General features: G+C 45.6%; 25 protein-coding genes. 10 read left to right on the top strand and 15 right to left on the bottom strand.

Going from position 1 to position 24,564, the window contains the following annotated elements; all coding sequences use genetic code 11:
• Positions 1 to 66: 66 nt before the first annotated feature.
• The 5 genes from LS482_RS05920 to LS482_RS05900 all read right to left on the bottom strand — a co-directional run bounded on the left by LS482_RS05920 (position 67) and on the right by LS482_RS05900 (position 4,922).
• Positions 67 to 993: a polysaccharide deacetylase family protein gene (locus LS482_RS05920; RefSeq protein WP_233030830.1), complete on the bottom strand. Its 927-nt coding sequence runs from the start codon at positions 991 to 993 to the stop codon at positions 67 to 69.
• Positions 994 to 1,027: 34 nt separating this feature from the next.
• Positions 1,028 to 1,750 (bottom strand): LytR/AlgR family response regulator transcription factor, encoded by a 723-nt coding sequence (locus LS482_RS05915; protein ID WP_233030829.1) that lies wholly within the window; start codon positions 1,748 to 1,750, stop codon positions 1,028 to 1,030.
• On the bottom strand, positions 1,747 to 2,787 hold the full coding sequence (locus LS482_RS05910; RefSeq protein WP_233030828.1) for a sensor histidine kinase: 1,041 nt from the start codon (positions 2,785 to 2,787) through the stop codon (positions 1,747 to 1,749). Before LS482_RS05910 ends, LS482_RS05915 begins: the two co-directional genes overlap by 4 nt.
• A 365-nt stretch (positions 2,788 to 3,152) precedes the next feature.
• The gene (locus tag LS482_RS05905) at positions 3,153 to 3,893 is read right to left on the bottom strand and encodes a LytR/AlgR family response regulator transcription factor (protein ID WP_233030827.1); all 741 of its coding nucleotides are present in this window, start codon (positions 3,891 to 3,893) and stop codon (positions 3,153 to 3,155) included.
• A 3-nt stretch (positions 3,894 to 3,896) separates the two neighbouring features.
• Complete coding sequence (locus tag LS482_RS05900; protein WP_233030826.1) at positions 3,897 to 4,922, bottom strand: sensor histidine kinase; 1,026 nt, start codon at positions 4,920 to 4,922, stop codon at positions 3,897 to 3,899.
• Positions 4,923 to 5,078: 156 nt separating this feature from the next.
• Between LS482_RS05900 and LS482_RS05895 the strand changes: the two genes are divergently transcribed.
• Entirely contained in the window at positions 5,079 to 5,990 is a 912-nt protein-coding gene (locus LS482_RS05895) for a DUF6268 family outer membrane beta-barrel protein (RefSeq protein ID WP_233030825.1), read from the top strand.
• 80 nt (positions 5,991 to 6,070) lie between these two features.
• Positions 6,071 to 6,724: a DUF2461 domain-containing protein gene (locus LS482_RS05890; RefSeq protein ID WP_233030824.1), complete on the top strand. Its 654-nt coding sequence runs from the start codon at positions 6,071 to 6,073 to the stop codon at positions 6,722 to 6,724.
• A 2-nt stretch (positions 6,725 to 6,726) separates the two neighbouring features.
• Here LS482_RS05890 and LS482_RS05885 read toward each other — a convergent pair whose 3' ends face one another.
• From LS482_RS05885 to LS482_RS05855, 7 genes are all read right to left on the bottom strand, one after another.
• Positions 6,727 to 7,371, bottom strand: a complete 645-nt coding sequence (locus LS482_RS05885; protein WP_233030823.1) for a DinB family protein — start codon at positions 7,369 to 7,371, stop codon at positions 6,727 to 6,729.
• A 107-nt stretch (positions 7,372 to 7,478) separates the two neighbouring features.
• Entirely contained in the window at positions 7,479 to 7,898 is a 420-nt protein-coding gene (locus LS482_RS05880; protein WP_233030822.1) for a DoxX family protein, read from the bottom strand.
• Between the two features lie 70 nt (positions 7,899 to 7,968).
• Positions 7,969 to 8,349, bottom strand: a complete 381-nt coding sequence (locus LS482_RS05875; RefSeq protein WP_233030821.1) for a VOC family protein — start codon at positions 8,347 to 8,349, stop codon at positions 7,969 to 7,971.
• Between the two features lie 43 nt (positions 8,350 to 8,392).
• On the bottom strand, positions 8,393 to 9,820 hold the full coding sequence (locus tag LS482_RS05870) for an MATE family efflux transporter (RefSeq protein WP_233030820.1): 1,428 nt from the start codon (positions 9,818 to 9,820) through the stop codon (positions 8,393 to 8,395).
• 29 nt (positions 9,821 to 9,849) lie between these two features.
• Complete coding sequence (locus LS482_RS05865; protein WP_233030819.1) at positions 9,850 to 10,299, bottom strand: SRPBCC family protein; 450 nt, start codon at positions 10,297 to 10,299, stop codon at positions 9,850 to 9,852.
• 103 nt (positions 10,300 to 10,402) lie between these two features.
• A complete protein-coding gene (locus LS482_RS05860) occupies positions 10,403 to 10,855 on the bottom strand; it encodes a VOC family protein (RefSeq protein WP_233030818.1) in 453 nt (150 codons plus the stop codon).
• 23 nt (positions 10,856 to 10,878) lie between these two features.
• Complete coding sequence (locus LS482_RS05855; protein ID WP_233030817.1) at positions 10,879 to 11,427, bottom strand: DinB family protein; 549 nt, start codon at positions 11,425 to 11,427, stop codon at positions 10,879 to 10,881.
• A 205-nt stretch (positions 11,428 to 11,632) separates the two neighbouring features.
• Here LS482_RS05855 and LS482_RS05850 point away from each other — a divergent pair, with 205 nt between their 5' ends.
• The gene (locus LS482_RS05850; RefSeq protein ID WP_233030816.1) at positions 11,633 to 12,601 is read left to right on the top strand and encodes a GlxA family transcriptional regulator; all 969 of its coding nucleotides are present in this window, start codon (positions 11,633 to 11,635) and stop codon (positions 12,599 to 12,601) included.
• Positions 12,602 to 12,680: 79 nt separating this feature from the next.
• Positions 12,681 to 12,905, top strand: coding sequence for a four helix bundle protein (locus LS482_RS05845; RefSeq protein ID WP_233030815.1), 225 nt, complete (start codon positions 12,681 to 12,683; stop codon positions 12,903 to 12,905).
• Positions 12,906 to 13,112: 207 nt separating this feature from the next.
• Here the strand turns inward: LS482_RS05845 and LS482_RS05840 are convergent, their stop codons facing one another.
• Complete coding sequence (locus LS482_RS05840; RefSeq protein WP_233030814.1) at positions 13,113 to 13,745, bottom strand: 7-carboxy-7-deazaguanine synthase QueE; 633 nt, start codon at positions 13,743 to 13,745, stop codon at positions 13,113 to 13,115.
• Positions 13,746 to 13,879: 134 nt separating this feature from the next.
• Here LS482_RS05840 and LS482_RS05835 point away from each other — a divergent pair, with 134 nt between their 5' ends.
• The gene (locus LS482_RS05835; protein ID WP_233030813.1) at positions 13,880 to 15,397 is read left to right on the top strand and encodes a helicase HerA-like domain-containing protein; all 1,518 of its coding nucleotides are present in this window, start codon (positions 13,880 to 13,882) and stop codon (positions 15,395 to 15,397) included.
• A 101-nt stretch (positions 15,398 to 15,498) separates the two neighbouring features.
• The gene (locus tag LS482_RS05830; RefSeq protein WP_233030812.1) at positions 15,499 to 15,897 is read left to right on the top strand and encodes a hypothetical protein; all 399 of its coding nucleotides are present in this window, start codon (positions 15,499 to 15,501) and stop codon (positions 15,895 to 15,897) included.
• A 52-nt stretch (positions 15,898 to 15,949) separates the two neighbouring features.
• On the opposite strand, the gene LS482_RS05825 is transcribed toward LS482_RS05830, so the two are convergent.
• Both LS482_RS05825 and LS482_RS05820 read right to left on the bottom strand, forming a co-directional pair.
• Positions 15,950 to 16,678 carry a LytR/AlgR family response regulator transcription factor gene (locus tag LS482_RS05825; protein WP_233030811.1) on the bottom strand — a complete coding sequence of 243 codons (729 nt, stop codon included), beginning with the start codon at positions 16,676 to 16,678 and terminating at the stop codon, positions 15,950 to 15,952.
• A gap of 53 nt (positions 16,679 to 16,731) precedes the next feature.
• Entirely contained in the window at positions 16,732 to 17,820 is a 1,089-nt protein-coding gene (locus tag LS482_RS05820; RefSeq protein ID WP_233030810.1) for a sensor histidine kinase, read from the bottom strand.
• Between the two features lie 364 nt (positions 17,821 to 18,184).
• Between LS482_RS05820 and LS482_RS05815 the strand changes: the two genes are divergently transcribed.
• The 4 genes from LS482_RS05815 to LS482_RS05800 all read left to right on the top strand — a co-directional run bounded on the left by LS482_RS05815 (position 18,185) and on the right by LS482_RS05800 (position 24,562).
• A complete protein-coding gene (locus LS482_RS05815) occupies positions 18,185 to 20,464 on the top strand; it encodes a GH92 family glycosyl hydrolase (protein WP_233030809.1) in 2,280 nt (759 codons plus the stop codon).
• A gap of 4 nt (positions 20,465 to 20,468) precedes the next feature.
• Entirely contained in the window at positions 20,469 to 22,346 is a 1,878-nt protein-coding gene (locus LS482_RS05810; protein ID WP_233030808.1) for a sodium:solute symporter family protein, read from the top strand.
• Between the two features lie 72 nt (positions 22,347 to 22,418).
• A complete protein-coding gene (locus tag LS482_RS05805) occupies positions 22,419 to 23,384 on the top strand; it encodes a glycoside hydrolase family 130 protein (RefSeq protein ID WP_233030807.1) in 966 nt (321 codons plus the stop codon).
• Positions 23,385 to 23,404: 20 nt separating this feature from the next.
• The gene (locus LS482_RS05800) at positions 23,405 to 24,562 is read left to right on the top strand and encodes a carbohydrate-binding family 9-like protein (protein WP_233030806.1); all 1,158 of its coding nucleotides are present in this window, start codon (positions 23,405 to 23,407) and stop codon (positions 24,560 to 24,562) included.
• Positions 24,563 to 24,564: the final 2 nt, after the last annotated feature.

Here is a 24,564-nt window from a genome sequence, read left to right as displayed (position 1 = left end):
CTTTCCTGCAATCCCTGGTTTCAGGTATTTTACGGTTTTGCCGATTGTCAAAACGGAAAAGGCTGTTTATTGGCGTACGATACCGTCCCGAAGTTCGCGCCACGTGATTAAACGGATGTTGTTTTCTTTCAGTAATTCCCGGCATTCTTCACTTGTAAAAAAGTCGTAGTCCTGCTGCCTCCACCGGGCGCCCCAATAGGTGTGTCCTATGGTCATGGCCCGGGTTTCGGCATCGTCGAAAGCCGTATGTACCAACAGGCAGTTAAGTCCGGGTTCCAGGTGCTGTAGCAGTGTTTTGTAATAGTAATCCATTCCTGTATCATAATCTTCCGGGAAGGCCTGGAACAAGTGGTCTACCACGACATCATTGTTTTTTAGGGTAACCGTATTCATGAACTCTTCATCACGGGAAAGCAATACGGGTAATTGAAATTCGCGGCCTGTTTTGATGTAGGCTTTCAAAAAGTCTTCCGTACTTCTGGCAGCATACATATGGGCATCCAGGTGTGTAACGTCTATGCCGGCAGCCAGTGCTTTTTTGACCTGGTTCCTCAATTCGGTTTCAACTTCTTCCGGCCGGGCATTGGCCACCAGGCTGTCAACACTGGCATAAAAATACCCGTCGGAATTGACCAGGCTCTGCACAGCGTCAACAGGGCTTACCGGCCCCCATTTGTAATAGGTCCATTCGCTGGTCAGGGTAAGGTGCAGCCCCAGGTCCTGTTTACTTCCGTATTTACGGGCATAAGCGGCAATTTCGGGAAACCAGGGACAGGGCACCATGATACTGGCCGAATTGACCGAACCTCTTTCCATGGCCTTTATACTGGCATCGTTTTCCGAATGACTGACACCCAGGTCATCGGCGTGGATGATCAGCAGCTTACTGTTTTTAGGGTATCCGAGTTTTTCGGCAATACCGTTTTGGGCCTGTGATCCGGAAAACGTCAGTCCGGAAAAAAGCAGAATGGCGAATTTGGGATATGGTAACATTGTAATAAAGTTTTGGATGTTGTCTTAAAAGATTTTACACGACATTCTTTTCCACCCAGTGCAGGAATTGTTTCTTGTAATGTCTGCCCACAGGGATGTATTTGCTGTCGATCTGGATGCCTGCCGGGGTAAATTTTGAAATGTGTTCCAGGGAAACGATATAGGAACGGTGGATACGCATAAAATGCTGTCCCGGAAGTTTTTCTTCGGCCTGGGAAAGGCTCATCAGTGTAAAATAGGTGCCGCGGAACGTGACCAGTTTTACGTGGTTTTTGATACTTTCAATATAGAGGATGTTCTTTAAAAATATCTTGACAAACTCCCGGTCTGATTTGATGTAGATAAACGGTTCGGACAGCAGGACACGGTCGTCCTGGGGGGTATCCCTCGGCATGGCCAGCGGTTTTTGATGTTGTTTGTACACCTTGGCAATGGCCTTGGTAAACCTGCCGAAGGAAATGGGTTTCAGCAGGTAGTCGGTAATTTCCAGTTCGTAACCGTCCAGGGCAAATTCGCGATGTGCCGTAGTGAGTATGACTGCCGGGTGGTCTTTCAGGGAATGAAGGAACTGGATACCGGATATTTTCGGCAGTTGTATGTCGAGGAACAAAATGTCAACCGGGTTTTTCTGAAGATGGGTAAACGCATCCATGGCATTGTTGTAGACTCCCGATATTTCCAGGTCCCTGAAATGTCCGATATAGCTTTCCAGTACTTTTACGGCAGGCTGTTCATCTTCTACGATCATACACTTCATAAGCTGATTTTTAAGTTTATCAAAAAAGTTTCGGTCTTGGTCATAATAAGATGATGTTTTTCCGGGTATAACAATTCCAGCCGTTTTTTAACATTGTTCAGTCCAATACCGCTTTTTACGGCAGAGTTCCCGTTGTTGTTTTCCGGCAGGCTGTTTTCCACGATAAAGGTCAGTTCGTTTTCATCCGTCTGCAAATGAATGCGTATCCACGAGTATTTCTCGTTTTCAAACACACCGTGCTTAAACGCATTTTCCACAAAAGGGATCAGTATTAAAGGGGCAATGGTTTTTCCTTTGATCCCGCCGTCCACCTCGAAAGAAAGGTCCAGGCGTTCGCCGTACCTTATTTTTTCCAGTTGGATGTAGTTCTCGATAAGGCCCACTTCTTTTTCCAGTCCTACCAGGTCCACATTGCATTCGTATAACATATAACTCAGGATATCGGACAGTTTTAAAATGGCCCCGGCCCCGTTTTTATCGCCCGAAAGCACTATGCTGTAGATGTTGTTGAGGGTATTAAAAAGAAAATGGGGCTGTAGCTGGTTTTTCAGTATCTGGAGTTCGGCATTCACTTTATCTTCCTTTAATTGCGCATTCATGCGTTCCTGCCGCAGGTATCGTTGTATCATTTTTATAACCACGACCAGTGACGCTACGTATATCAGGTCTATGGCCCTGAAAAAGGTTTTGACCGACCAGAATTCGGTAGGCTGCCCCTCGGAGATCTGGGGAAAGTTGGACAAAAGGATCACGAGGAAACCCACTCCCAGAAAAGCAAACAGCAACATCAGGGAAAAAAGCGTTACGTATTTTTTTTGCGGGAGAAATTTCGGGAACAGATAGTAGGCCACAAAATAGGCATAAGGCAATTTTACGGTCATGAAGATCAGTTCCAGCAAAAACCATTGCATATAGCCGGTACCCTGATAGGAAGCGTTTATTACACAATAAAAAGTTACCCAGCAACTCCAGTATAATACATGCCTGGCTATCCGTTCCGGCGGCCACCCTTTATATTCTTTTTCGAATGAAAGCATAAGTGTTTAGCTTATACAAGATTACAAATTAAGCCTCGTGATTGGAACGAAATAAGTACCAACACCCATATATGGCATACAGATAACCGTTTTTGTACTATAAAAGACTGCTTTTGTGCAATCCGGTTACATAGGGTTTTCCGGGGCTTTTATGCAAAATAGTGATAATTACACAAATATCTTGGAAGGAAAAGGTCAAATTTATTATGCGATTTGTCTTTTACCTGACCCGGGCATTGAAGTTAAAGTCGTACAGGGATTTGATATTTTTTATCTCCTACATGATCTGGTGTATATATGATAGGGATGAAGATCGAAAAAGGTAATGAGGATTGTTTTGCTATATTTACAGGGATAATAAAATATTATTTACTCACCAGATTCTTGTACACCACGGTATTTAAAAACTCGTCTTTTCGCTGCCTGGAAACAGGAAGTGCCTTATGGTTGATATAAACGCGATTCCCTTTTATCAGATCAATGTGTGAAAGGTGCACCAAATAAGATTTGTGTATTCTGAAAAAAGATTCTTTGGGAAGGATGCGCTCCAGGAAGGCCATGGTTTGATGTATGACCAGGACCTTGTCCCTGAAGTGTAATTTCAGGTAATTTTGCATGCTTTCCACATACAGTATATCGATCCATGCGATCTTCATAAAAGAATCTCCCTGGCGGACGTACATCGGGGAACCGAGGTCTTCGCCGTTATTCTGCAAATTAAATGTTTCCCGGGCCTTTAATGCCGCCTGGAAAAAGCGCTTGAATGTAATGGGTTTCAACAGGTAGTCCACCACTTGCAGCCTGAAACCTTCCAGGGCGTACTCCGAATGGGCCGTGGTTAAAATGGTCAGGGGAGGGCGCTCCATGGACTCCAGGAATTCCAGCCCGGAAAGGTTGGGCATTTGAATATCGAGAAACATAAGGTCTATGGCAGTTTTTTCGGTGTATTCGGCAGCCTCTATTGCAGAAGAGCACACTCCGGCAACTTCCAGGAAATCCAGTTTGTCAATATAGGAAATAATCCCTTCCCGGGCTATGGGCTCATCATCCGTTACCAGGCATTTCAAAACGGTGTTGTCAGCGGGTTTTACAGCTTGTTCTTCCATGATCTATAATGTAATGTTTAACTGAATGCTATAGGCCAGGTCGGTTTCCTGGATACGCAGTTTGTGATTTCCCGGATAGAGGATCTCCAGGCGTTCTTTTATATTTTTCAACCCCAATCCCGATGCGGAGGCATTTTTCTTTTGTAGCTGTTGCGTCGATTTTGAATTTTCTACTTCCAGGTAAAAAGAATTCCGTTTTTGTTCCGCAAGCACATTGATATACCCTTTTTCCGACAGGGAACGGGAAACGTGTTTAAATGCATTTTCTATAAAAGTGATGAACAACAATGGCTGTATTTCTTTTTCCCCGTCTTTGATATTCCAGGTACAATGCACTTTTAACGCTTCTCCCCACCTTATTTTTTCCACTTCAATGACATCCCGGAGAAACTGTACTTCCTGGTTTAAAGATACCGATTCTTTTTTGCCGTTATAAAGCTGGTAACGAAGTATATCGGAATATTTGATAAGCAGGGCCGAGGCCAGTTCCACATCTTTTTGCATCAGGATATGAATGTGGTTCAATACATTGAACATAAAATGCGGGTTGATCTGTTCCTGAAGGATTTGTAACTGGCTCCTTAAATGTGTCTCCTGCAACTTAGTGTATTCGTAATAAAACCGCAGTCCGCAAAAACCGAGATTCATCACGAAAGGAGTTGGTAATTCACTTACAAATTCCAATAGCAGGGAATCCCTGTATATCCACCGTGAAGAGGCGAAAAAACCTTTTTCTTCCAATAGCATAAACCCTTGGTAAGTCAGTGCATATATAAATGAAAGAAGTATGGACAACCCTATGAACCAACCGATAAAAAAATTCATTTTTTTACGGTACATCGCCTTTGGTAACAGGCGGTTGCTCAAAAAATAGGAAATCAGGATAGTCGGTATAAAAATACATGCGATCAATGAAAGGGCCGGCAAAAGAGGGTAATGATCCTTAAACTGTACCCAGACCAGGAAAACGATGATCGTCCAGATGAGGATAATGACCCGGTTATAGCTTTTAAAAAAATAATGCTTCATGTTGCAAAATTAAGAGATAATACTATTGGTCTGTTACAGTTTGTCAAAGCCGTACTGCCATTCGTCAAATGTATTTTAATAAAGAGGTACGGCAGCTAATATTTGCGGTGTCAAATCCATGCGGGATGTGGCTTTAATCATTAAAAGCAAATAGTTATGATAACAGTGATAAGGTTCTTTTATGTTTTTCTGTTAACCCTGTTGTTCGGGGCCGGATTGAATGCCCAGGTAGAACTGAGAACGGAATATATAGGGTCTTCCGTTTTTAAGGATGAGAACAACGAAAAAACAGAAGGCAAGGGAGATGCAAAAATATTTTCGGTAAATGCCAGAATTCCCTTTTCGGTAAAGACGGACGAGGACAATCGCTCAACAGTATGGGGAATGGGTATAGGAGGAAGTTATACCTCTTTTAATAACCGGAATATGGAACGGGCACTCGGCCCGGATAAAATAGTGAATGCACAGGTGGGCCTGTTCCATTTAAGACCGATTGGCGAAAAATGGTCTATCCTCGCCATGCTGGGCGCAGGGGTTTATACCGGTCATACCGAGGTGTCGGATGTGCAATTAAATAATGTCCTGGGCAATGGCGGGGTAATATTTATATGGCATTTAAGGGATAATCTGGATATAGGGCTGGGTCCTGTCATAAATACTCTGGTCGGATATCCTATGGTCTTCCCCGGAATTTACTTCAATTGGGAAGTAAACGGGCGTTATGAACTCAAGGCTTCCATGATAGACGGGCTTTCCGTTTCAGCGGGGATGCGGATACATGAAAATTTCCGGTTAAACCTGATAGCAGAATTAAACGGGGCACTTGCATTGGAAAAAATTAACGATAAAAAGATGATGTTTACACATCAATACTTTACAGCAGGCCTTCAACCCGAGTTCATTATTAACAAATCGTTCTCTATCCCCGTTACAGCAGGTATTTCGGCCGGCCGGGACGCGTATTACAGGGAAAGAAACTTAAAATCCATTTTTAGCGAAAGTGAAAATGGTAACCCTCATTTTTCCGCTGCTCCCTATTTTTCCGTGGCCCTGAAGTATGGATTCTGATACGTTTCGTTTTTTTACTATCTTCCGGGACAAAAATGCGGCTATTGGTCTGTAGCTGTTTAAACCTTAAATTCTGTGCGATGGATTTTACCCGACTGTTCCGGTTTCTCCGGGACCTGAACAAAAACAACCACAAGGAATGGATGGATGCCCACCGGAAAGAATATCACACTGTTCGGGATGCCTATAAAAAATGGCTGGAAACGCTGAACGCGGAACTGGCCACCATGGACCCCGATTATGAACACACTCCTGCCGGAAAGGCACTGAACCGGATTAACAACAACCTCCTGTATCATCCTACAAAGCCTGTATACAAGGATAATTTCGGTGCCGTGCTGGACAAGTCGCCCCGAAAGAGTGAGTTTTATATTCACCTGGGTATTTCAGAATGTTTTATTGCGGGTGGTTTTTACCGGCCGGAGAAGAATATCCTCACCAGTATCCGGGATGCCATAGATTATAACGGGGAAGAACTCTTGAAAATACTGGAAAATCCCAATTTCAAAAAGTGGTTTGGCGGGGGCTTATATGACGACCGGCTTAAAGGCAATCCCAAGGGATATACCAAAGACCACCCACACATAGACCTGTTGAAACACAAAAGCTATGTGGTGGTCCATGATTTGTCAGAAAAAGAGATCACTTCTCCCGGTTTTGAGGAAAAAGTGATCTCGGTATACCGTGAAATGCTACCGTTCCGGAATTACCTGAGTAAAGCCATTACGGTATAACACTATTCCGAAGGAAACCCGGAGTCGGCCATTACTTCTTCTATTTGAAGTGTATGCCTGGCACTGTGTGCAGCGATGAACAGTGAAAACTGGTAGGCATCGATAGCGCCGAAAGGGGAATCGGTAACGTGTTTTCGCATCTCTTCAACCGGAGTGTTTTTGAGGAATGTGATGATTTTTTTTCGTTGCTCCTCAAAAGCTTTCATGGCCGATTTTGTATCGGTGTAGGAACCTTCAGGTTGTATTTCCTCCGGGGCCTTGGCTTTCTTGCTGCGGTCTGTCATGCCATTGATGAGGGCTTCGTCCGTGATTTTTATTTCGTCCCTTCGCTCCGGGTTGGCTGGGTCCTGCATCAGTTTTTCAACCATTTCGAAAATGTAATCCTCCGTGAGGATAATATGTTCCAGGCATTGAGCCACCGACCATTTTTCCGGGGCGGCTTTGTATTGTAATTGAGCACTGCTCAACCCTTTTACATTTTTCCACAGTTTTTTGTTGGTTTTCTTAAAGTAGTCGAGCAGGACTTTTTTATCGTCCTTGGTAATGGTAGTGACCGGGTTTACCGGGTCCTGAGTGCGAATCGTGTCCTTTGTACCGAAAGCGGTCAGTACGGCAAAAGCTGCGATGAGAATACTTGTTTTTTTCATGATTTGAGTTTTTTGATATGAATAAATAACGGGTTCAAATACCCCGTGTTTTCCGGGAGTTTTTACAGATATGTATAAAACGCCGCGGGATTAAAGTTCAAATTAATTTATGATGTGCTGTTACCGTTTTCAACAGTTTCCTTTTTACGAAGGGGGATAAGAGTACGCAGGCGATGGTCACATAGATATACGCCCAGCCATACCAGTATTCCGAAGGCTACGGAAAAGTAAACGGGCTCTTCCACCCGGAAATGCGTGGCCGTAGCTCCTCCGAGGTAGCCGGTGAGTACAATGGCTCCCAATACGGAAGTGCGCGGAACGATATAGAGTACCGTACAGATGAGTAAAATAATTCCCATGGGCACAACAGTGCTTTCCGGATACCCGAGTGCTACTGTTCCTTCGACAGCAGGAGTGGCCCTGATGATTTTCATGATGGCATCCATGAGCAGGAACAAGACGAGCAGGATGCTGATGATTTTTCCTGTCCAGAACATCTTTTTTGAGGTTTTTCGGGGTGTTTTCATTTTGTTTTGGTTTTATGTGGTTAATATTGAGAACATAGTGTTTTTAATTTAACATAAAGATACCCAATTTTCAGGATATTTTCTGATACAGGTCAAATACATTGCCGCAGAGGTCTTCAAAGGGCGCTCCTTTTCCTCCGGGGACGTTTTTGGGTGCACTGTGGAATATGACTCCGCGCGATTTTAAGACCGCGTAATCTTTCTGAATATCATCCGTTGCCAGCTGGATGTGTACTTGTTTCCCGATTTGCGCCTTCTGTTCGCCGGTTTTGGCTTCCAGCAGTTCGATCACGGTTTCGTTATCTTTCTGCGGGGCCACGGTCAGGTATTTCCAGTCCGGCGAAAATTCCTCCTCCCTGACGATGGTAAAACCGAATTTTTGTGTATAAAAGGCTTTGGCCGCTTCAAGATCTTCTACCAAAACGGGAAATTGAATGGTTTTAGTGATCATAGGTCTTCTTTTTTATGCATCATATTGGATGTTAACTGTTTTTTTAAACCTTTACTGTTTTCCACTTTCCTTTCTTAAAGAGCCAGAGCGTAAACAGGCCTACTGCGGTCTCTGAAATGAATACGCTCCAGAAGACTCCGGAATGCTCCCAGCCGAGCGTAATGGCCAGCAGGTAGGACAACGGGATCTGGATGAACCAGAAAAAGACCAGGTTGATCAGGGTAGGGGTTTTTGTATCTCCGGCCCCGTTAAAGGCCTGTACGGAGACCATCCACCAGCCGTACACAAAATAAGAGTAGGAAAGAATGCGGAGCCATTCTCCTCCTATGGCTATAACCCTGGGGTCATCCGTAAATAAGCTCATCAGCGGCTGGTTGAAGAAAAAATAGATTACCGAGACCACGACGAGGAAGATCATATTGTAAAAACCAATTTTCCATACTGCAGATTCGGCGCGTTCCGGATTTCCCGCCCCCAGGTTTTGTCCTACAAGTGTAGCGGCGGCATTGGAAAGCCCCCAGGCAGGCATCAGGGTAAACATCATAATACGCATTGCTATGGTTGAACCGGCCACAGCTTCACTCCCCACATCGGCGAGTATGCGTACAAGAAATATCCATGAGGTCATGGCAACGATCATCTGGCCTATACCACCCAGTGAAGTGCGCAGGATGTTGCGCATCATTCCCGCATTCCAGTATAACTGGGAGAGTTTTACCCGGATGTGTTTTCCGCCTTTGAAGAGGAGCCATAACTGGGAGAGTACGCCGATACCCCGCCCGATATTGGTAGCAATGGCCGCACCTTCTATTCCCATGGCCGGAACGGGGCCCCAGCCGAAGATGAGCAACGGATCCAGTATCATGTTTATCCCGTTGGATATCCAGAGAATACGCATGGCAATGGCGGCATCTCCCGCGCCGCGGAAAATGGCATTGATCACAAACAGGAGCATGATTACGGCATTTCCGCCAAGCATCCACTGCGTGTATCGGTAGCCGTGCTCCAGGCTCCACTGATCACCGCCCATAAGAGTGAGCAGTTCCCTGGCAAAGAATATTCCGCCAACAGCAAAAGGGAGCGAGGCCAGCAGGCCGATAAAAATGGACTGAACGGCAGAAACCCCGGCATCTTCTTTTTTCTTTTCGCCGATCCTCCGGGCAATAATAGCGGTAACGGCCATGGAGAGCCCCATGGCTATGGAATAGAGCAGGAACAGGTAGGTTTCCGTAAGGCCAACGGTGGCCACGGCAGATGGCCCGAGTTTACCCACAAAATAAATGTCCACAACAGCAAAAGCTGATTCCATGACCAGTTCCAGGATCATGGGCACCGCCAGGAGAAAGATGGCTTTTTTCAGGCTCACTTTCGTATAGTCGGCTTCCGTGCCCCATATGGCATTTTTGAGATCTTTCCAGATAGAACGTTTTGACCGCGGTTTGTTTATTGTAGTGTTTTTATTTTCCTCCATGGTGGTGCATCGCTTTTCGGTTGGGTTTTTTAAGTGTATGCCTGTTTTCCTTCGGCCAGGTCTTTTACCTTTTGAAGTGCTTTCGGCCAGAGGTCTTCAAACATGCTCTTGTGTTTTTCATCAATATCCATATCCACGGTCAGCTCGGTTTTTCCGTTAATGGTTTTCAGGGTATAGTTTTCTTCTCCGCCCCATTCCCTGGCCTGTTGGCTTTCCGTATCTTCCACACCGTTTTTAATAATGCCGATGTGCCTGAAGGACATAAATTCGCCCGGGATGTTCCTGGCCACTTTGGAAACCATACCTTCGCCGGAATCCCCGTCTATAAACAATACTTTGCTGCCTTCGTCCCACTGCTCGGTTTTTACCTGCGAACTTTCGCTGAAGGGAGCGGTCCACACCGGGTAGCTGGTTTCATCCCAGAGGGCATCCCACACTTTTTCCCGGGGTGCGTTTATGGTGATCTGAAATTTTTCCATGACTAAAATTTTTATAAGGTAATAATTATTTTTGACAGGTATTATATTGATTTCCGGATCATTGTGTGCGAAAGACCCGGAAACCCTTTTAAGTGTGCCTGTTCTATCCCTGTGCCTTGTTTCCGGTATAATTGAACTGCCAGTATACCCCGAATTTATCGGTACAGGCCCCGTATTTTTCAGCCCAGAACGTTTCTTCAAGCGGCATCAGGACACGGCCTCCTTCGGACAGTTTGCCGAAAAATGTTTCGGCTTCCTGGGTACTGTCGGTTTCGAGGGTGATCTGGACGTTATTGCCCATTATTGTTTTTTGGCCGTCGCACATGGATTCCACAACATCCGTTCCCATAAGTATGGAGTGCTCGCCCAGCGGAAGGGAAACGTGTCCCACAAGGTTTTGCTCGGCTTCGGAAAGGGGTGGTACGCCATCCATGGGAGGGAAATCCTTATAGCGTATGATACCGCCCATAAAATCGCCTCCGAAAACGGATTTGTAAAAGTTGAAGGCGGCTTCGGTCTGGCCTTCAAAGTTCAGATATACATTTACTGCTTTCATAATTAAAGTTTTTATAGATTATTTTATTTGTTTTCCGCAATCCGGGTCCGGACTTCATCGTAGTGCATGGCAGCCTTGCCAAGTCCCCTTCTCAGGATACCGATCTGTCCGATATGATAGGCCTGGTGATGGTTGAAAAAAGCCCATAACCCTGCAACGGTATTGTCAAAAACACCTTGTAATGTAGAATTTCCGATAATACCGTCCAGGGGAGGTGCCGGCGTATCGTTCAGGGTATCGGAAGACAATTTTTCGAGCCCTTTCCGGATCTCCCCGTGTATTTGGTTCCACTCGTTTTTCACAGCCTCGATATCCGGATAGGGAATACCGTCTTTGGCTTCAGACTGACCTGCGGCTGCAAACAATTCGTTCCACTTCACTTCCGGAGACATACCCGCCAGGTAGGCAAGTCCGTATTGTGCATTGAGCAGGTGCCCGGCAAGGTACTTGATATGGTTCATCTGTGTGTTGCCGTTTACTCTCTTGTTCGTTTCCTCATCGGTCAGGTCTTCCAGTACATTATTATATAGCCTTTGATGGAGGTCGAACTGTGCTAATAATTGCGTTTTCATGGTGATAGGCTTTTATGTTTATACAAAACTCGGAAAGAAAACCGACAACCATAAAGTGTATAATTGCCATATTAAGGGGGTGTTTGTGACAAAAAATGTGTATTTTTGATTGAATAGGGATAATTACCCGGTTTTCAATGTCTTACGTGGGAATGTGAGTCAGTCATAAAGGTAATGCCAATAACGATATCAAAAGGACAATCGTATGAAAAAAATATCCTTACTTGTTTATAAAGATGCAGTATTGTCTGCGTTGTCGGGAGCGGTAGACATATTTCTCGGAACGAACAGGTTTGTGGAAGGTATGGGGCTTTCTGCTCCTTTTGAACTGGAGCTGGTAAGCGAAAAGACGAGGAACATACAGCTTTTTGCCCCGGCACGCTTCATTTGTCATAAAACCCTGACCGAAGTGACGAATACTGATCTCGTTATTGTCCCGGCCTTTAACGGTGATGCTACAGGCGTCCTGCAAAAGAACAGGGCCCTGGTAGAATGGATAGGTACAATGAAAGAAAGAGGGGCGGAGGTGGCCAGTTTGTGTTTTGGCAGTTATTTCCTTGCGGAAGCGGGGCTGTTGTCCGGGAAACCCTGTACCTCTCACTGGCTTGCCATTCCGGATATGCAGCAACGTTACCGGGATATTGACCTGATGCCCGATATGGTAATTACAGACAAGGATGGTATTTATACCAGCGGAGGCGCTTTTTCTTCGTTAAATCTTATCTTGTATATGGTCGAAAAATTTTGCGGCAGGGAAGTGGGGGTACAGGTCAGCAAGATGTTTTCCATAGATATGGATAGGGTGAACCAGGCGCATTTCAGCGTATTTCAGGGGCAACATCAACACGAAGACGGGGAAATCCTGAAGGCACAGGAATACATCGAAGAAAATTATCATACCGCCTTATCGGTGGACAACATGGCCGAAAGGGCCAATATGAGCAAGCGTAATTTTATACGCAGGTTCAAGAACGCCACGCAAAACACTCCCCTGGAATATTTACAGCGCGTAAAGATAGAGGCAGCAAAAAAAGCACTGGAACGAAAAACGGAAAGTATCAATGTGGTGATCTATGACGTAGGCTATAACGACCTGAAAACCTTCCGGAAGATTTTTAAAAGGGTTACGGGGTTAACGCCGCAGGATTACCGCAGGAAATATAGCAGGGCGTGACAGTTGCCGGTTTCCAGTTGCCTGTTGTTATGGGGGTGTTTTATTACTGTTTGAACCAAACCAATAAAAATCAATAATTATGACTACTTCTTACAGAGACCTTGACATCTATAAGATTTCATTCGAATTATTTATCAAGGCGCACAGATTATCTTTACGTTTACCAAAATATGAACTGTTCGAGTTGGGAAGTCAGTTACGAAGGTCATCGGATTCGGTTAATTCCAATATTGTGGAAGGTTATGGTCGAAAAAAATACAAAAACGATTTTGTGAAGTTTTTGACATATTCCCAATTCCAGTAATGACGAAACTGTAAATCATCTGGAAAAATTAAAGATCCTATATCCCGGCTTAGGTGAGGATATTTCCGAATTAGCGGAGCAGTATCATGCATTAGGAGGAAAAATATATAGCTTTAAAGAATATGTAACTTCTCACTGGAGATCATAACTGACAAAACTCACAATCGGCAACTGGAAACCGGCAACTCGCAACCAGTCCGGTACCCGTTAGGGAATATTCAGATACTTATGCGTTTGTAACGAAACTTTCCACTTCGGGTTTTTCATTACAAAATCCACGATCTCCGGCATCATCTTGTCCCGGCGGCTCCATTCCGGCTGTAAATAGAGGATACAGTTTTCGTTCACTTTTGCAGCCTGTTCTTCGGCAAATTTAAAGTCGTGCTGATTGTAAACAATAACCTTTAATTCATGGGCCTTTTCGTAAATGTCCCCCGTGGGGAGTTTTATCTTTTTCGGGGAAAGGCATATCCAGTCCCAGATCCCGGTAAGGGGATAGGCTCCGGAAGTTTCGATATGTATTTTGAGCCCTCTGGCCTTTAAACGCGAGGTAAGCGGCTCCATATTCCATGTAAGCGGTTCCCCGCCGGTGATTACAATGGTATCGGAATATTTTGCGGCATTTTCCACGATGCTGTCTACAGCCGTAGGCGGATGGGTCTCCGCATTCCAGCTTTCCTTTACGTCACACCAGTGACAGCCCACATCACAACCGCCTATCCTTATAAAGTAGGCCGCAGTACCCTTGTGATAGCCCTCGCCCTGTATGGTGTAGAATTCTTCCATGAGGGGAAGCATTTCCCCTTTGTCCACCAATCCGGAAACATCTTCTTTTATCATGCGGCAAAGATACGATACAAAAGTCAGAAGTGCGAAGTGTAAAGTGTGAAGTTGAGGGCAAGATACTTCGTAGCTTATACTTCCGCCTTCGTACTTCAAAAAAATTGGTTTATTTTTATCAAAATTTACATCGCATGAGCAGGAAAGATACTTTTTTTAAGCATATTACAGAAGGATATACCACTAAAGGCGATGCCATTACCCTGGGATCAGCCATCCTTGACGGGGAAACCGTAACCAATGCCTATGTAAAAATTCCGTTGAAGACTTTTAACCGTCACGGTCTTATTGCCGGAGCCACGGGAACGGGAAAGACAAAAACACTGCAAATCCTGTCCGAACACCTGTCCCGGCAGGGTATCCCGGTATTGCAGATGGATGTCAAGGGCGATCTGAGCGGAATAGCCAAACCGGGAGAGGAAGCCGATTTTATCAAAGAAAGGCATGCGAAAATCGGATTACCCTACGAGGCGAAAGGTTCCCCCGTGGAATTGATGACCATTTCCGTGCAGGACGGTGTTCGCCTCAGGGCCACGATTTCTGAGTTCGGCCCGGTGCTTTTATCGCGGATACTGGACCTGAACGATGTGCAGTCCGGAGTTATGTCTGTTGTGTTCAAATACTGCGACGACAATCATTTCCCGTTACTGGACATAAAGGACCTGAGAAAAACACTGCAATATATTACTAACGAAGGCAAGGAGGAAATAGAAGATGAATACGGGAGGATATCTACGGCTTCCACCGGGGCGATCCTGAGGAAACTGGTAGAACTGGAACAACAGGGCGCCGAACTTTTCTTCGGGGAGCGTTCTTTTGAGATCGACGACCTAATGCGGGTGGATGAAAACGGCAGGGGCTACATAAACATTATCCGCCTTACGGATATACAGGACAGGCCGAAGCTTTTTTCTACGTTTATGCTGAGTCTTCTTGCGGAAATATACAACACCATGCCCGAACAGGGCGATACGGGCCGGCCGGAGCTGGTGGTTTTTATAGACGAAGCCCACCTGATATTTGACGAAGCCAGCGATGCTTTGCTGGACCAGATAGAGAGTATCGTAAAACTAATTCGTTCCAAAGGCGTCGGATTGTATTTCTGTACCCAGTTGCCTACGGATGTGCCCAATGCCGTATTATCACAACTAGGATTGAAAATACAACATGCACTGAGGGCTTTTACCGCCAAAGACAGGAAAGCTATTAAGATGACTGCCGAAAACTATCCGCTGAGCGACTTTTACGACACGGCAGAAGTGCTGACCTCCCTGGGGATAGGGGAAGCACTGGTAACGGCATTGAACGAAAAAGGACGGCCCACACCCCTGGCAGCCACAATGCTCCGGGCCCCGATGAGCCGGATGGATATACTTACCGATACCGAAATAAAAGAGATTATAGAGGGGTCCCGGCTCGTTGAGAAATACAATGAGGAAATAGACCGGGAAAGTGCCTATGAAATTCTGAACCGGAAAATAGAACAGGCCGAAACCGAGGAAGCACAACAAAAAGCGAAGGAAGAACGTAAAAAGGCGGAAAAAAACACTTCACGAAGAAAGAGTTCCGGGATGAACCCCCTGATCAAGGTGTTGACCAGCGCTACTTTTGTCCGTGGGGTTTTCGGGGTCCTGAATAAATTGTCCAGATGATTTTTTTATTATGTTGTTAGTAAACAGGTGTTTGTGATCTTTGTTTTGAATTTGGCACGGTAGTTGTTTTTCATTTGTCATAATATTAAAAACTGGAACAGATGAAAACTAAAGGAACCTTGCTATTCGGAATTGCAATACTTTCTTTTACCGGTTTGACCGCCCAGCCGCGTGAGGTTGAACACCGTAAGGAAATGGAAGAACACTACAGGGAAATGCGAAAGGCCGATGAAGAGTATTACAGGGAAATGGCCAAAGCCGAAGCCGAATATGCCAGGGAAATGCGAAAAGAAAGAGAAGAATACTACCGCGAACAGAGGAAGCGGGATAAAAAAAGGCGTAAACACTATGCTAAACACGTGAAAAAAGGAAAAGGTTATCCGGTATACCGCGAAGATGCCTATTACGTGGAATCACCCTACAGAAGGGGCTCGCGTGTTGCCATAGACGGAGAAGTCTATTTCGGTAACGGGAGTGTAAGGATAGGATATTACGACTAATTAAAAAGCGAAAAATATAGTAAAAAGGCCGGGGTAAATTTCCCGGCTTTTTTTATAAATTATCGTCTTCCGGTGGTTTGTTCAGTATTTTGCTTCTCACCTCGTTAAAATAACTCCTTCCTATGGTGTACCTGTATCCCTCTATTTCAACACTGTTTCCTTCCAGGGCCCCTATTTTGTCTACTGATATCGTGTAGGAACGGTGTATGCGGATAAACTTGTCGGCGGGGAGTTCATCCGTAAAACTGCTCAGGGTCTGGTGAACAATATATTTGCCGGAGTAGGTGTTTATTTTTATGTAGTCCTTCAGGCTTTCTATGACCGTAATTTCATCCAAAAAGATTTTTTTCATCTTTTTCTTGTCAATTTTAACAAAGATGAATTTTCTATCCGCAGCTTCGGGAAGGCTGCTTTTCTGTTGTATGGTGTGCATGCGAAAGGCCTTGTTGGCCGCCATCACAAAACGGTGAAAGGGAATGGGTTTTACCAGGTAGTCCAATACCTCGAGTTCGTAACTTTCTACCGCGTGTTCTTCATAGGCTGTAGTGATGATGACCAGGGGTTTGACATTGATGCTTTTGAGGAAGTTCAGGCCGTCCAGTACGGGCATGTTAATGTCCAGAAAAATAAGGTCTACCTTGTTGTTGCGCATAAATTCTGTACCGTCCAGGGCATTGCTGAACGTACTCAGCAGTTCCAGCCCTCTGGTCTGGGTGATATAATTTTTTAGTACGTTGATAGCCAGTGGTTCATCGTCAATAACAATACATCGTATAGCCATTTTACCTTGTTTTTCCGGGTTGGTCTTATGCTTTTATGTGTACTGAAGTTCTTTCAGCTTACCTTGATCTTCAATGCTACTATATACCTGTTGTCCGCTTCATGGATATTAAGTTCGTATTCGTTCTTTTTGTATCCCAGTGCCAGTCTTTTCTTTACGTTTTTTATACCGATGCCTCCCGACTGTTTCGCAGGTGGTTCAGTGCAGCGCTCTTTCGGTAGGGTATTGGCCACTTTGAAATACAGGAAATCGCCTTCCACATTAAAATCGATGTCGATCTTTACCTCGTCAATATTTTTATTGGCCCCGTGCTTAAAGCAGTTTTCAATAAAAGACAACAACAACATCGGCGGAATCTTCTTTCCTTCTATGTCCCCGGAGATCTCCATGTTTATTTTCAGTGAATCCCCGTATCGCATACGCTCCAGGTCCAGGTAGTTCTGAAGGCACAAAATCTCTTTGGTGAGGCTCTGTTTACGTTGCTTGGTTTCATAGAGCAGGTATCGCATGAGCTCCGATAGCTTCAGGATGGTTTCCGGGGTCTTTTTTGACCGTTCGATGGACAGGGAATAGATGTTGTTCAGGGTGTTAAAAAAGAAATGAGGGGAGACTTGGGTTCTGAGAAACCGCAATTCGGTTTCCAGTTGTACTTTTTCCAGATCGGAGGCCCTTTTGTGTTCCCGTAGCCAGTCGGCCGTAATTTTTATGGCAGTAACAAAAGATACCACGTAGAGTTCGCCGAGCATCATCTGTACTACGTAGTTCAATGACAGGGTGGTGGTCTCCTCCGGGCCTTCGGGCCATACATTGGTGCTTATCAGGAAATAAGTGAGGTAAAACTTGAGCAGTACCATCAGGTAAATGGCAAGCAGGATACCGGCAGTATACAGGATGAATTTTTTCCTGTAAATGAGTCTGGGCATCAAATAATAGATGTTGAGATAACACAGGGTCATATGAATGGGAAACCCTACGATATTTGCCTTCAGTGAATACCAGTAATCGTGATAATAGCTTCCCCACCGCAGGGTGTTGAAGAAGAAATAAACCGACCAGAAAATAATGTGGTGTTTTATTGCGATCCGGTAGTTGGTAGCGGAATTAAAATCGAAAAATCGGCCTATTTGCTTTTTTTGTATCATAGTTGGTTATCCCCTTGGGGCGGAGCTGTGTTTTAATGATCCGTGCCCCGGTTTTTTACAACGTTCTTTTGCGGTGATGTTCACGGAATGCCGGATTTGGGGTGCATGAGGTTTTTGTCTTGTACTTCCGGCTTTGTACCTGGTACTTTCACGGATTTTTATGACGTTTGGCTCTTCAAAAATGTTGTTGGTCTAAATTTATTCTTTAAGTTCTCAAAAATATAAATATTTGGTAACATCCCTGCGGATTTAATTTATATTGGAATTAATCTTAAAGTTACCTGAATAAAGCGGTATAGGATTAATGGTAAGTAGATTAGAGGGATGCAATTAACGAATAAAGACCGACTTGACAAACTGTTGTATGAAAAAAAAGTGTACTTCCTACGCATTGCTCGGAATGCTTTGTGCCCTGGCCTCCTGTGGCGGAGGAGAAAAAAAGGATAATAAACAGATACGGGAGGAAGCTCCTTCCCTTACCCAATATGCAGATCCCTTTATCGGTACGGGAGACCACGGGCATACCTATCCCGGGGCCACGGTACCTTTTGGGATGATCCAGCTCAGTCCTGATAACGGGACGGCCGGATGGGACTGGTGTTCCGGTTATCATTATACCGATTCCGTTGCCGTCGGGTTCGGTCACCTGCACCTTAGCGGTACAGGTATCGGCGACCTGGCTGACCTGCTCTTTATGCCGGTGAACAAAGAAGTGGACCTTTCTGTCCCTGTTGAATCCAGGGAAGACTATCCCTATAAATCAAAATATTCGCACGAAAACGAAACCGCAGGCCCCGGGTATTACCAGGTATACCTCGAAGACCACGATATCAATGCCGAACTGACAACGTCAAAACGTACCGGTTTTCACCGTTATACTTTTAAAGAGAATGACCCGCAGTCGGTAGTGGTCGATCTCGGATTTGCCATCAACTGGGACAAGGCACTGGACACCAGGATCACCCTGGAAAACGAGACCACCATAAGCGGGTACAGGCATAGTACGGGCTGGGCCAAAAACCAGAAGGTCTTTTTCGTGGCAAAATTTTCCAAGCCTGTTGTTGCCCATAATCTTTATGCCGATGCAGAGATGAAAGAAGGCACGGAAGAAGTAACCGGGGCTAAAACATCGGCACAACTGTTCTTTGATGAGAAAAGCGGTGATACACTCGAGGTCAGACTCAGTCTCTCTTCGGTAAGCATCGACAATGCCAGGGAAAATATGAAAGAACGCGAAGGGTTTGATTTCGATGCGGTAAGGGAAGATGCCTCTGAAATGTGGAATAAAACGCTGGACAAAATCGAAGTGGAAACTCCGGTGGATTCGCTGAAAACCATTTTTTACACAGCACTTTACCACACACAACTGGCCCCGGTAACCTTCAGCGATGCCAACGGCCAGTTCCGCCTGCAAAATGACAGCATTGTAACTGCCAGAGATTACACGGCATATTCTACCATGTCCCTTTGGGATACGTTCCGTGCCGCACAGCCGCTGATGACATTGCTGGACCCGGAACGTGTGTCCGATATTATCAATTCCATGCTGATGTATTATGAAGAAAACAAAACACTTCCGGTGTGGACATTATACGGTAATGAAACCTATACCATGACGGGTAACCATGCCATTCCGGTCATATCCGAAGCCATTTTAAAAGGGATAAAAGGATTTGATGTAAACAAGGCCTACGAGGCGATGAAGGTTACCATGATGAAGGACGAGGAGCGCCGTGGGGTTAAATTCTATAAGGAATACGGCTACGTACCGTATAACCTGCTGGATGAGTCGGTGACCATAACCCTGGAATTTGCCTATGACGATTGGTGCATTGCACAGGTGGCCGAAAAACTCGGAAAAGAGGAAGACTACAACTATTTTTCCGATAGATCCGAAGCCTTTAAGCACTTATACGATCCGGAAACCGGATTTATGCGCGGAAAATCCGATAAAGGGCAGTGGCACGAACCTTTTGATCCGAAACTTTCCATACACAGAAAAGGAACGGATTATACCGAAGGTAATGCCTGGCAGCACAGCTGGTTTGTGCTTCACGATGTAGATGAACTCATACAACTGCATGGAGGAGACCAGCCCTTTGCGGTAATGTTGGAGCAGTTATTCACGGAAAGTTCCGAAATAAAGGGCGGAGATGCTTCTCCCGATATTTCAGGTTTGATAGGACAGTATGCACACGGTAACGAACCCAGTCATCATATTGCCTATATGTTCAATTTCGCCGGGCAGCCGTGGCGTACACAGTATTGGGTAAGGGAAATATTAAAGACCCAGTACAACACCACACCGGCCGGATTGAGCGGGAACGAAGATTGCGGACAGATGTCTGCCTGGTATGTGTTCAGCGCCATGGGGATCTACCCTTATAATCCTTCATCGGGGACATACCAGATCGGGAGCCCGCTGTTTGAAAAATCCGTGATACAAATAGCGGATGATGCGGAATTTAGCATAAAGGCGGAAAACGTATCGGAGGAAAATATATACATACAGTCCGCCACACTGAACGGAAAAGCGTTGAACAGGACCTATATCACCCATGAAGAAATAACCGGCGGAGGAGAACTGGTGCTGGTGATGGGCCCTCAACCAAACAAGAACTGGGGTGTGAATACCGAAAAATAGGTAAATGGATAGTATTGATGTTCTTATTATTGCCCTGTATATCATCTTAACCCTCTCTATCGGGGTATGGGTGTCCAAAAAAGCATCCAAAGGCCTGGACGGTTATTTTCTCGGAGGGAACAGTATTAAATGGTATTATCTGGGGCTCAGTAATGGCTCGGGGATGTTTGACGTTTCGGGAACGGCCTGGATGGTGGGGATACTGTTTCTTTACGGTATAAAGAGTTTTATGTTCATGTGGATGTGGCCCATCTGGAACCAGATATTTGTCATGGTGTTCCTGGCCGCCTGGATACGGAGGTCCAATATTATGACCGGTTCTGAATGGATTCTCACCCGCTTCGGGGACGATCGTGCCGGGAGGGCCTCTCACCTTATCGTTGCCGTTTTTGCCGTGGTAGCCGCTGTTGGCTTTATTGCCTATTTCTTTGAAGGGGTTGGCAAGTTCATGACCATTATATTGCCTTGGGACCTGTCGTGCACCGTAGGGAATACACTCTTGTTCACCTCGGCACAGGGATATGCTCTCATTATAATTTTGCTGACCACAATCTATACCATTAAAGGAGGAATGTATTCCGTAGTGGCTACGGAGGTGCTGCAATATCTCATTATGGTGCTTGCGGGGATTCTTATAGCAGCATATGCATTTATCACGATCAGTGATGCGCAAATAGCCGCATTGATCCCGGCCGAGTGGAAGGACATTTTCTTCGGGAACGAACTGCAGGGCTTCTGGGAAGGAAAACTGTCCACTTTTAACGACCTGATCGATACGCAAGGCTATAAAATGTTCGGCGCCTTTATCGGGATGACCCTGCTGAAAGGGTTCTTTGCCAGTGTAGCCGGGCCTACGCCCAGTTATGATATGCAGCGCATACTTTCCACCAGAACGGTAAAAGATGCGGCCTACATGAGCGGGTTCACTAACCTCGTACTTTTTATCCCGCGCTACCTGCTTATTGCCGGGGTGGTTGTTATAGGGCTGGTATATGTGGCACCTTCAATGGCCGCCTCCGGATCGGTTACTTCCAACGACCTGGAGATGATCCTTCCCAAAGTGATCAACCATCACGTGCCCGTCGGGATAAAGGGTTTGCTGCTCGCCGGGCTTCTGGCCGCTTTTATGTCTACCTTCTCGGCCTTTGTAAATTCAGGGCCCGCCTACATTGTAAATGACATCTATAAAAAATATTTCAAACCGGAAGCATCCGACAAACACTATATCAGGGCCAGCCATCTCGCTTCCTTTTTCGTGGTCACCCTCGGTGTGATCATGGGCTTTTTTGCCGAATCCATCAATTCCATTACACTGTGGATCACCAGTGCGTTGTACGGGGGCTATGTAGCGGCCAACTTTTTAAAGTGGATATGGTGGCGCTTTAACGGCTGGGGCTATTTCTGGGGAATGCTGGCCGGGTTGATCGTTGCCACGCTGCAGTTTTTGCTCGACCAGAACAAACACAACTTTGAAGCCGGGTCGTTTTTGCACGAAGCAGCAAATATCCCCGCCATTTACCTGTTTCCCGTTATATTTCTATTTTCATTCCTCGGGTGTTTTCTGGGGACATTCCTGACCCCGCCCACGAACAGGGCAACACTGAAGAGTTTTTATGCCAGTGTACGACCATGGGGATGGTGGAAACCCGTGTACCGGGAATTGAAGGAAGAAGGAGCAGCTATAAAAGAAAACAGGGAATTCGGTATGGATATGCTGAATTGTGCCGTAGGTATCGTGTGGCAGTCCAGCATGATCCTGCTTCCCGTGTTCTTTATGGTGCGCGATTACCCCAAAACCCTGTTGTGGTTCGCGATATTTGCAGTAACTTCGGTGATACTCAAGTTTACCTGGCTGGACAAGGTCCGGAAATATAAAGATTAAAACAAAGCAAAATATTAAGTCCAATATCCAAGAGTCTAACATCTGAAATCTAACATCTCATATCTCATATCTATGAATACTATCCCCTGGCAGGACAAACCCGAAAATTGCAACGACATAATGTGGAGGTACGATGCCAACCCGATTATTGACAGGTATGCCATTCCTTCATCCAACAGTATTTTTAACAGTGCCGTAGTGCCTTTTGAAGACGGTTATGCCGGTGTGTTTCGGTGCGATAACAAGGCGGTACAGATGAACATTTTTGCCGGGTTCAGCAAAGACGGTATCCATTGGGACATAGAACACGAACCCATTTCCTTTGTGCCCGGAAATACCGAAATGATCGATTCCGATTACAAATACGACCCCAGGGTAACGTTTATCGAAGACCGTTACTGGATCACCTGGTGCAACGGCTATCACGGGCCTACCATCGGTATAGGGTATACATTCGATTTTAAGGAATTCCACCAGTGCGAAAACGCTTTTTTACCGTTTAACCGCAACGGCGTACTGTTCCCTCAGAAGATCAACGGCAAATATGCCATGCTCAGCAGACCCAGCGATAACGGGCATACGCCTTTCGGGGATATCTATATCAGCTACAGTCCCGATATGAAATACTGGGGAGAGCACCGCTGTGTAATGAAGGTCACGCCATTCGAAGACAGCGCATGGCAATGTACCAAGATCGGGGCGGGCCCTGTACCCATTCTTACCGATGAGGGCTGGTTGTTATTTTATCACGGTGTGATCAATACCTGTAACGGTTTCCGCTATTCCGTAGGTGCCGCTTTGCTGGACGAGAACGAGCCGGATAAGGTAAAATACAGAACACAACCCTACCTGTTAGGTCCCGCCGAGCAATACGAGTTGACGGGCGATGTCCCTAATGTGGTATTCCCCTGTGCGGCATTGCATTCCCATGAAGAAGACAAGCTGGCCCTGTATTACGGCGCAGCAGACACAGTAACGGCGATGGCCTTCGGCCGTATCAGTGAAATAGTCCGTTTTATCAAGGAAAACAGCCTGTAAAACCACCAAAAAGGAAAACCATGGCAAAAAAACACCACATTATCCCTGAAAAACCCGGTAGAGACAAACGGCCGTGTGTCTCCACCAGTCGTAATAGTTTTAAACAAATTGCCCTGGGAGTAATCGCATATTTTTTATGTTGGGGAGCATTTGCCCAGCACGACATTACACCTCCCCGGAAATATGTGGCCCACAAAACCGCTGAAACCATTACCATAGATGGCAAGGGCGATGAGATATCCTGGCAAAAGGCCCCCCGGAGCGAAGATTTTATAGATATCGAAGGCGACAAGACCCCGACCTATAAAACCAATGTCAGGATGTTATGGGATGAGGAATACCTGTATTTTTATGCCGAAATGGAAGAACCCCATGTCTGGGCTACGCTGAAACAACGGGATACCGTAATTTTCTATAATAACGATTTCGAGATATTCATCGATCCCGACGGCGATACCCATAATTATATGGAGTTCGAAATGAATGCGCTGAATACCTTATGGGACCTGTACCTGGTAAAACCCTACAGGGAAAGCGCCCCGGTCATAGACAGCTGGGACATTCAGGGAATAAAGACCGCCGTACATGTTGATGGCACATTGAACAACCCGGACGATACCGATAAAGGCTGGAGCGTAGAGATAGCCATGCCTTGGCGTGTACTTGTAGAGACACACGGCCATGTGTCTCCAAACACCCCCGAAAACGAATTCTGGCGGATCAATTTCTCCCGTGTAAACTGGGATTTTGAGTTGGTGGATGGCAAATACCGGCGCAAAAAAGGCAAAGACGGTAACTACCTGCCCGAATATAACTGGGTATGGTCGCCCCAATGGGTCATCAATATGCATGAACCGGAATGGTGGGGTTATGTGTATTTTTCTTCGGAAAAACCGGGGGATAAGGAAGTATTTACAATCCCTGCGGACGAAAAGATAAAATGGAGATTGTATGCCTTGTACCGGCAACAGAAACGGTATTTCAGTGAAAACGGGGAATGGATATCTTCCGTAAGAGAACTTGTGGGAGAACCGATGGTTATAGATGGTAAACCCGTTAAAATAGCCCTGGAAATGCACAGCCTCGGATGGAATTTAACGGCAGTAAGCCCTTTTACCGGACGGTTGCTCACTGTTAAGCAAGATGGAGAATTCATCAGTAAAACAACTAACAAATAATC

The sequence above is a fragment of the Sinomicrobium kalidii genome (assembly GCF_021183825.1).
GTDB classification, from domain to species: Bacteria; Bacteroidota; Bacteroidia; order Flavobacteriales; family Flavobacteriaceae; genus Sinomicrobium; species Sinomicrobium kalidii.
The sequence above is the reverse complement of the archived record's forward strand: the minus strand, read 5'-3'. Positions and strand labels throughout refer to the sequence as shown.